Below are 7,802 nucleotides of genomic sequence, written 5' to 3' on the forward strand. Positions count from 1 at the left end.
ATGAACGGATTAGCAAGAGCTATTTTCTTCGGAAAACAAGGTGAGCTTAGGGAACGGACTATACAACATCAATTGCAAAGAGCCAGTGCTTTAAACATCATTATCAATGCCATCAGTATCTGGAATACTTTACATCTAACAAAGGCAGTTGAATATCAAAAACGGTCAGGTAGTTTTAATGAAGAATTATTGCACCATATGTCACCTCTAGGTTGGGAACATATTAATTTACTTGGAGAATACCATTTTAATTCGGAGAAAATGGTCTCGTTAGATTCTTTAAGACCCTTGAAACTTTCTTAACGTTGTTAAAACTGGGGGAATAGTCGGGGAAATGGGCTTAGCGTTGTAAATCCGCATTTTCCTGACTGTACCCCAAATAAGAACAATTAAGCGATTGATGGGAATGAATAAATAAATCTTATTCAACCAAAGGGTGCTTTACTTGAGAAGGTCACTAGAAGAGTCAAATGATAACTATGAACTGCCCCAATTGCTAGGTTTTGTTTAACAATTGGGGCAGTTCATTTATAGCGCATAGGTAATCAGCTTTTTGTTAATCATGAGGTAGATATTTTTATCTAAAAACCCAACAATGGAAATATATTACAGCTCATGCCCCGTTTTTACACGTATCTCGGCTGAACCCCATCAACCTCTAAATTAATAACTACGCCAAAAGCTGATTTTCTTTAAGATAAGGAAATCAGCTTTTTCTTTGTAAAATATTTTTTAATACAGGAAAACCGGATTTTTATTTTCCATAAAATTTATTAACGTGGGTTTTATGTCATTTGGTTGGCGGGACCCCTTAGAGTAGGAAATTCGGCTCATTTTATGTCGAAATTTACTTAGCGTATATTTTCGTTAATTATCTTAACTAGTCGTTACGTATGACTTTACAGCATTCGATGCAAAGTTATCGGTTTTTTGTATGCAAATTTATGGATTAAGTCATACAATTACGCACTATTTTTAATGAATCGATATTTACTTGTTTCTTCAACTAAGTTCGTCCGAATCTTTTTCTACAAAATCACTAAAGTCATCTCCCCAATCACAGATGGCTGTTACAACATTCTCTAGTTGATGACCAATTTCACTAAGTTCATACTCAACCTTAGGAGGCACTACGGGGTATACACATCGAGTAATTATTTTATCGTCTTCTAATTCTCTTAATTGTCTAATCAACATACGTTGATTAACTTCAGGCAGCTTTTTTTGTATTTCACTTAATCTTAATGGCGAACGTTGTAACAAACACCATATAATTGCTATTTTCCAACGCCCTCCTATCACAGATAAAGCTAAATCTTTTCCAGTGAAAAATTCCTTGTCCTTATAATGAATAACCATAATTTTTGACCTTCCTCTCGCGAAAAAAATGTTTATAGTGACAAATTTGTCAGTATTGTAATTAAAATTATAAAGTGTAATCTTAGTGGTGTAAACAATAAAAAAAGAAAGTAGGGATTCAATTGAAAAGTAGAGCTGCTGTTGCATTTAAGCCAGGGGAGCCACTTCAAATCGTAGAAATCGATGTAGAAGAGCCAAAAGCAAAAGAGGTATTAGTAAAAATACTATATACTTCTGTCTGTCATACAGATGCTTTTACATTATCAGGTGACGACCCAGAAGGAGTATTTCCTGCTGTATTAGGCCATGAAGGTGCTGGTGTTGTCGTTTCAGTAGGTGATGAAGTTACTTCAGTAAAACCTGGGGATCATGTTATTCCACTATATACACCTGAATGTGGAGAATGTAAATTCTGTCGTTCTGGTAAAACAAACCTATGTAGTGCTGTACGAGAAACACAAGGTAAAGGTTTAATGCCTGATGGAACAACTCGCTTCTCTTATAATGGAGAGCCCCTTTATCATTACATGGGAACTAGTACATTCAGTGAATATACAGTTGTTAATGAGATTAACTTAGCGAAAATCGATGAAAACGCTCCGTTAGATAAAGTTGCTTTATTAGGATGTGGTGTGACTACAGGTATTGGTGCTGTACACAACACTGCAAAAGTTGAAGAAGGAGCTGTAACAGCTGTATTTGGTTTAGGAGCGATTGGATTAGCAGCTATTCAAGGATTGGTTCAAGCAAAAGCAAGCCGAATTATTGCAGTTGACCTGAATCCCCAAAAATGGGAACTCGCTAAAAAAATGGGAGCGACTGATTTTGTGAATCCTGCAGATTATGATCGCCCAATTCAAGAAGTTATAGTCGAAATGACAGATGGTGGCGTGGATTATAGCTTCGAATGTATTGGTAATGTTGAAGTAATGAAATCCGCTCTTGAAGCATGTCATAAAGGTTGGGGCGAAAGTATTATTATCGGAGTAGCTGGTGCTGGTAAAGAAATCCATACTCGTCCATTCCAATTAGTAACGGGCCGAGTATGGCGTGGATCAGCCTTTGGTGGAGTTAAAGGAAGATCTGAACTTCCAGAAATGGTCGAAGATTATATGCATGGTGATATTGATTTAGATTCATTTATTACTCATCATTTAGAATTTAAAGACATCAATGCGGCATTTGACTTATTACACAAAGGTGAATCCATTCGTACGATTTTAACTTACGGAGAGTGAGATAATGAGTCTTAAATGTATTGAACAACATCGTTCTTTCGAAGGAGAGCAACGTAAGTATAGCCATTATTCCGAAGTCTTGCAATGTGATATGAAATTTAGTATCTACTTACCATCAAATAAAGAAAAGAAAAAAATTCCACTTATATGGTGGTTATCTGGTTTAACTTGTACAGATGATAATTTTAGTCAAAAAAGTGGATTTCAACGTTTGGCTGAAAAACATCAAGTTGCAGTGATTATGCCAGATACTTCACCACGTGGAGAATACGTTTCTGATGTTGCAGCATGGGATCTTGGACAAGGGGCAGGTTTTTATTTAAATGCTACCCAGGATCCTTGGGCACAGCATTATAAAATGTATTCGTATATCGTAGATGAATTAACATCCATTGCTTCGACTATAGTACCTAATTTTTCAGGTGAAGAAAGCATAATGGGGCATTCAATGGGAGGACATGGGGCTTTAGTGATCGGTTTGAAAAATGCTAAGAGATTCAAAGCGGTTTCTGCTTTTTCTCCAATCTTAACTCCTAGTCAAGTACCATGGGGAATAAATGCTTTCACCTCTTATTTAGGTGAAGACAAAGATTCTTGGAAAGAATGGGATGCTTCAGAATTAATTAAAGAAGCTACTATTCCACCAATTCTTATTATGCAAGGTAGTCAAGACGAGTTTTATCCGAAACAATTGGAAGAACATATTTTCTTAGAGAACGCTCAAAAAAATAGTCAAATGGTAACTTATAAAAAAATGGAGGGCTATGATCATAGCTACTTCTTTATTTCCACTTTCTTAAATGAGCATTTCTCTTTCCATATGAAGTATTTAAGATGATTCTTATTTACAACAATACCCACTTCCAATGGCATATGAAGTATTTAAGTTTACAGCAAAATATAGTAACAAAAGTATCCGCATGTAGAGATGTGGGTGCTTTTGATTGTTATATTTTGTCATATTATATAGTTTGTAAAAACAAATAAATTGGGAGGAAGAGTTCATGTGGATTAAAAAAATGTTATTTAATTACCGTGTTAAACCATCCTTATTAAAATCTCGTTATGAGATTGAAAAGGAAAATCGACAAGTTGACTTATTTGAAAGTTCAACTGAAACGTCTAAACCGTTTTCGATAAGAGATACAAGATCATATATTCAGCCTAATACTAAAACATTAGAAGACATGATTAATTACTTAGCAGCTATTCGTGAAATCCCTTCTCTTTCCGTGGATAAGAATAAAATGCTTTGGCCATTAATATCCAAATGCTAAATTCAAAAAAATAATGGTTATAATTTTAGCTATTTCTATATCAAATATTTGAGTTGATGGGAGGTACAGTTTGTATGGAAATGAAAAAAATGTTAAACAATGACCGTATTAAACCATATTTATTAAAAGCACGTTTTGGAGTTGAAAAAGAAAGTCAACGAGTTGACCTATCAGGAAGTTTAGCTAAAACGGAACATCCCAAAAGTATTTCAGTAAGAGATGAACATCCTTATATTCAGCGAGATTTCTCTGAAACACAAATGGAATTAATCACACCAGTTACTGAGACACTAGGAGATTTATTTAATTATTTAGCAGCTATCCATGATGTTGCCTATCGTTCTATGGGAAATAACGAAATGCTTTGGCCATTAAGCATGCCACCACAGTTGCCCGAAAAAGAAGAAGATATTGTTATTGCGAAACTTAATAATCATGAAAATGTTTTATATCGTCGATATTTATCTAATTCTTATGGTCGACGAAAACAAATGATTAGTGGTATTCATTACAATTTTGAATTTAGCGATAATTTGATTCAGGCATTATTTGAATTACAATCAGAAATAAAAGATTATCATCAATTTAAAACAGAAATTTATCTGAAAGTCACAAGGAATTATTTACACTATCGATGGTTAATAACTTATTTCTTCGGTGCTTCTCCTAGTAGTGAAAAGAATTTCTTTGAAATAAATCCTTTAAATGACGCCGTAAGAAGCATTAGAAATAGTAAATATGGTTATAGTAATGAAAATGATGTTCAAGTATCCTATAGTAGTTTACAGAACTATATATCTGATCTTTCTTCGCTGGTAAGTAAAGGGGTTTTATTAGAAGAAAAAGAATTTTATGCATCTGTCCGTTTAAGGGGCGGTCCTCAAGTTTCAGATTTAAAAAATCATGGGATTCGTTATATTGAATTAAGAAACCTAGATTTAAATCCTTTTGAAACATATGGAATTAGCCATGAACAAGCAGAATTTCTACATCTTTTCCTCATCTATTTACTCTGGATTGATCAAGACGATAATAATGATGAATGGGTAAAAATCGGTGATTTTCAAAATAATTTAGTGGCTCTTGAACATCCGTTAGAACATACGCAATTTAAAACAGATGCTGAGCGTATTATTGATGAGATGGAACATTTAACAGGGCTGTTAGACATAACTGTTTCGAATACCTTATTTGTTAACTTGAGAGAAATGCTAACAGATCCAAGTAAGACTTTAGCTGGAAGACTTTATAAAGAGATTATAAAAAGTAGTCAAAGTCAGGTAGCTTCCCGTATTGCTAAAGAAAATTATAAAAAAGCATGGGATAAACCATATCAACTATCAGGATTTACTGACATGGAGTTGTCTACACAAATTTTAATGTTTGATGCTATTCAACAAGGATTACAAGTAGACGTTTTAGATCGACAAGATCAATTTTTAAAACTACAGTTAGGAAATCATGTTGAATATGTGAAAAATGGGAATATGACAAGTAAAGATAGTTATATATCACCATTAATTATGGAAAATAAAACAGTAACAAAGAAAATTCTTCAACAGCATGGATTTCGTGTACCAATAGGTGAGGAATTTAGTGATATAGAAAAAGCCTTACGTTCCTATGATATATTTGCAGGAAAGCCTTTTGTCGTTAAACCAAAAACAACAAATTATGGTTTAGGAATATCTATCTTTAAAGAAAACGGAGCAAGTTACGAAGACTATCAAAAAGCACTCACAATAGCATTTAAAGAGGACTCATCAGTATTAATAGAAGAATTTATTAATGGAACAGAATATCGATTTTTTGTGCTAGATGGCAAAGTTTCTGCCGTTTTATTACGAATTCCAGCCAATGTTATAGGAGACGGTTCACATACGATTGAAGAGTTAGTCGCTCAAAAGAACCTGAATTCATTAAGAGGAATGGACCATAGAACACCTTTAGAAAATATACAATTAGGTGAATTAGAGGTCCTAATGCTTAAAGCTCAAGGGTATCGAAAAGATTCTATTCCAACAAGTGATGAAATTGTTTTTCTGCGAGAAAATTCTAATGTCAGTACAGGTGGAGACTCAATTGATATGACAGATCAAATTCCCGATGATTATAAGAAAATTGCCGTAGATGCTGTGTCGGCACTTGGAGCAAATATTAGTGGTATTGATTTGATTATTGAAAATACAGAAGTTCCTGCAGCTAATAAAAATGCTTATGGAATTATTGAGGCAAACTTTAATCCATCGATGTATATGCATATATATCCGTATAAAGGCAAATCCAGACGTTTGACCATCTGTATATTACATTATTTATTCCCTGAACTACCAAAAAAATAATTTAGAAGTCTTCGAGATGTTAGAGGGATTAGTATAAAAATTGTAAATGATGTAACAAGAGGAGACATTACTTTTTAATTAATTGGGATCTCTCAGAGGTCCCAATTTAAATTATTATTTTAGAAACAGGCGTATGAGAAATGGGTTATTGGAATGCAAGTTTGAATAAGATAAAATAGGGGAATATCAGAGGGAAATTTAGAAAGGTATTTTGACTTATTTGGTCAATCAAGAGCAAGTCAAAAAGGGATACAGACGAGATATACATGTTATCTATACTTAGGAGTAAAAACCTTAATTTAATAAGAGTTTTACATTGAATACATGTAAACAATTTGTTTGACAACGATCCTTGCAACATCGAAGTCTACAACCGTTCGTTGCCCTCAAGGTAACGGACGCGCCTTAAGGAGCTCTTAAGAGACACGGTTTATCCAAGCAAGGTTATTCGATACCTTCTCATTGCACTACCTTGAATACATTAAATACATAATTTACTTAGTTAAGATATCAAGTAGTTAACGTAGCTTATCACTCAATTCTTCTTCTTAGAATACTTTAAATATTCCTGATTTTCATAGTAGATAATACACGTACCTTGGCTGTACTCCAACGTAATAGTTGATATAAAACTTACGTTAAGCAAATTTCCACGAAATTTTCACTATTTGATTCTTTAAAAAAAGTAGTAAACTAAGTAATCGGTTCCTTAACGTACAGGAATCAGTTTAAATGTGTCTAAATTTTGTCTAAATGTACAATTTTCTTTTTTGGGTATGGTGACCCCTTATTGCTCCACCAGGTATAGAAAATCCAGAGTGGGAACCTATTAGAAAGTTTATTTATAACGACAGTACATGCAAAAAGAAAAAATCATTTAAACATTTTTTACATTATCTTCACGCGAATGGGGCAGATTCTGACTATCTTAATCCACACTATTCACAACAATATATTCAAGGAGAAGAAGAGTTTGTAACCAATTATATATATTTAGAGAATTTCTCTAATGAAATCTCAAAAATAGAAAACAAATATAACTTACAGACTATCCCACTAGACACATTAACGAGATCATGGCATCATCAGGCGCCTAAGATGATTCATAAGGGAAACTACGCTGAAGCTGACATTACAGATCCATCTTTCCCTCGGCTGCCGACATATCAGAGCTTTTATGATACGGAGGCTATAAAATTAGTTACAGATATATTTAATGAAGATTTTGAAGCGTATCATTATCTTAAAATGGATATTTCTACAATATGAATCAGTTTCAGAGTACTTAAATAATAGTCTTATTTTTAATATGGAAAACACCGTGAACACTGTTATGGTGTTTTTTTGGGTTTAACACTATATTTTTAACTTTATATAATCCATATACCTTCAAGATAAGATGTATTTGTAAAATAATGTATGATTATGACCCATTTCTACAAGTATCTCGGCTGAACCCCTCTAGGTTTTTCTGTGCATCCTTTATATATTAAAGAGCCGATTTACTCTTAGCGGGGTAAATTCTGGCTCTTTTCTTATATATATTCTCTTAGCGTGGTTTTTTTCCGAAATGCTGGCGGTACCCC

General features: G+C 33.6%; 6 protein-coding genes and 1 pseudogene. 6 read left to right on the forward strand and 1 reads right to left on the reverse strand.

Going from position 1 to position 7,802, the window contains the following annotated elements; genetic code table 11:
- On the forward strand, nucleotides 1-303 hold a 303-nt coding region (locus FOT98_RS28710), incomplete at its 5' end, for a Tn3 family transposase (RefSeq protein WP_017697296.1).
- 699 nt (nucleotides 304-1,002) lie between these two features.
- Here the strand turns inward: FOT98_RS28710 and FOT98_RS28715 are convergent.
- Nucleotides 1,003-1,359: a winged helix-turn-helix transcriptional regulator gene (locus FOT98_RS28715; RefSeq protein ID WP_000234699.1), complete on the reverse strand. Its 357-nt coding sequence runs from the start codon at nucleotides 1,357-1,359 to the stop codon at nucleotides 1,003-1,005.
- A gap of 122 nt (nucleotides 1,360-1,481) precedes the next feature.
- Here FOT98_RS28715 and FOT98_RS28720 point away from each other — a divergent pair, with 122 nt between their 5' ends.
- From FOT98_RS28720 to FOT98_RS33110, 5 genes and pseudogenes are all read left to right on the forward strand, one after another.
- Nucleotides 1,482-2,597, forward strand: a complete 1,116-nt coding sequence (locus FOT98_RS28720) for an S-(hydroxymethyl)glutathione dehydrogenase/class III alcohol dehydrogenase (RefSeq protein ID WP_000842153.1) — start codon at nucleotides 1,482-1,484, stop codon at nucleotides 2,595-2,597.
- A 4-nt stretch (nucleotides 2,598-2,601) separates the two neighbouring features.
- Nucleotides 2,602-3,435 (forward strand): S-formylglutathione hydrolase, encoded by an 834-nt coding sequence (gene fghA, locus FOT98_RS28725; protein WP_000053341.1) that lies wholly within the window; start codon nucleotides 2,602-2,604, stop codon nucleotides 3,433-3,435.
- Between the two features lie 166 nt (nucleotides 3,436-3,601).
- Entirely contained in the window at nucleotides 3,602-3,874 is a 273-nt protein-coding gene (locus tag FOT98_RS28730; RefSeq protein WP_000264853.1) for a hypothetical protein, read from the forward strand.
- A 74-nt stretch (nucleotides 3,875-3,948) separates the two neighbouring features.
- Nucleotides 3,949-6,216 (forward strand): bifunctional glutamate--cysteine ligase GshA/glutathione synthetase GshB, encoded by a 2,268-nt coding sequence (gshAB, locus tag FOT98_RS28735; protein WP_000425291.1) that lies wholly within the window; start codon nucleotides 3,949-3,951, stop codon nucleotides 6,214-6,216.
- Nucleotides 6,217-7,002: 786 nt separating this feature from the next.
- Nucleotides 7,003-7,485, forward strand: a pseudogene (locus FOT98_RS33110) (sulfotransferase family 2 domain-containing protein); the annotation flags it as partial.
- Nucleotides 7,486-7,802: the final 317 nt, after the last annotated feature.

The organism is Bacillus sp. HY001 (assembly GCF_007558965.1).
Taxonomy (GTDB): domain Bacteria; phylum Bacillota; class Bacilli; order Bacillales; family Bacillaceae_G; genus Bacillus_A; species Bacillus_A mobilis.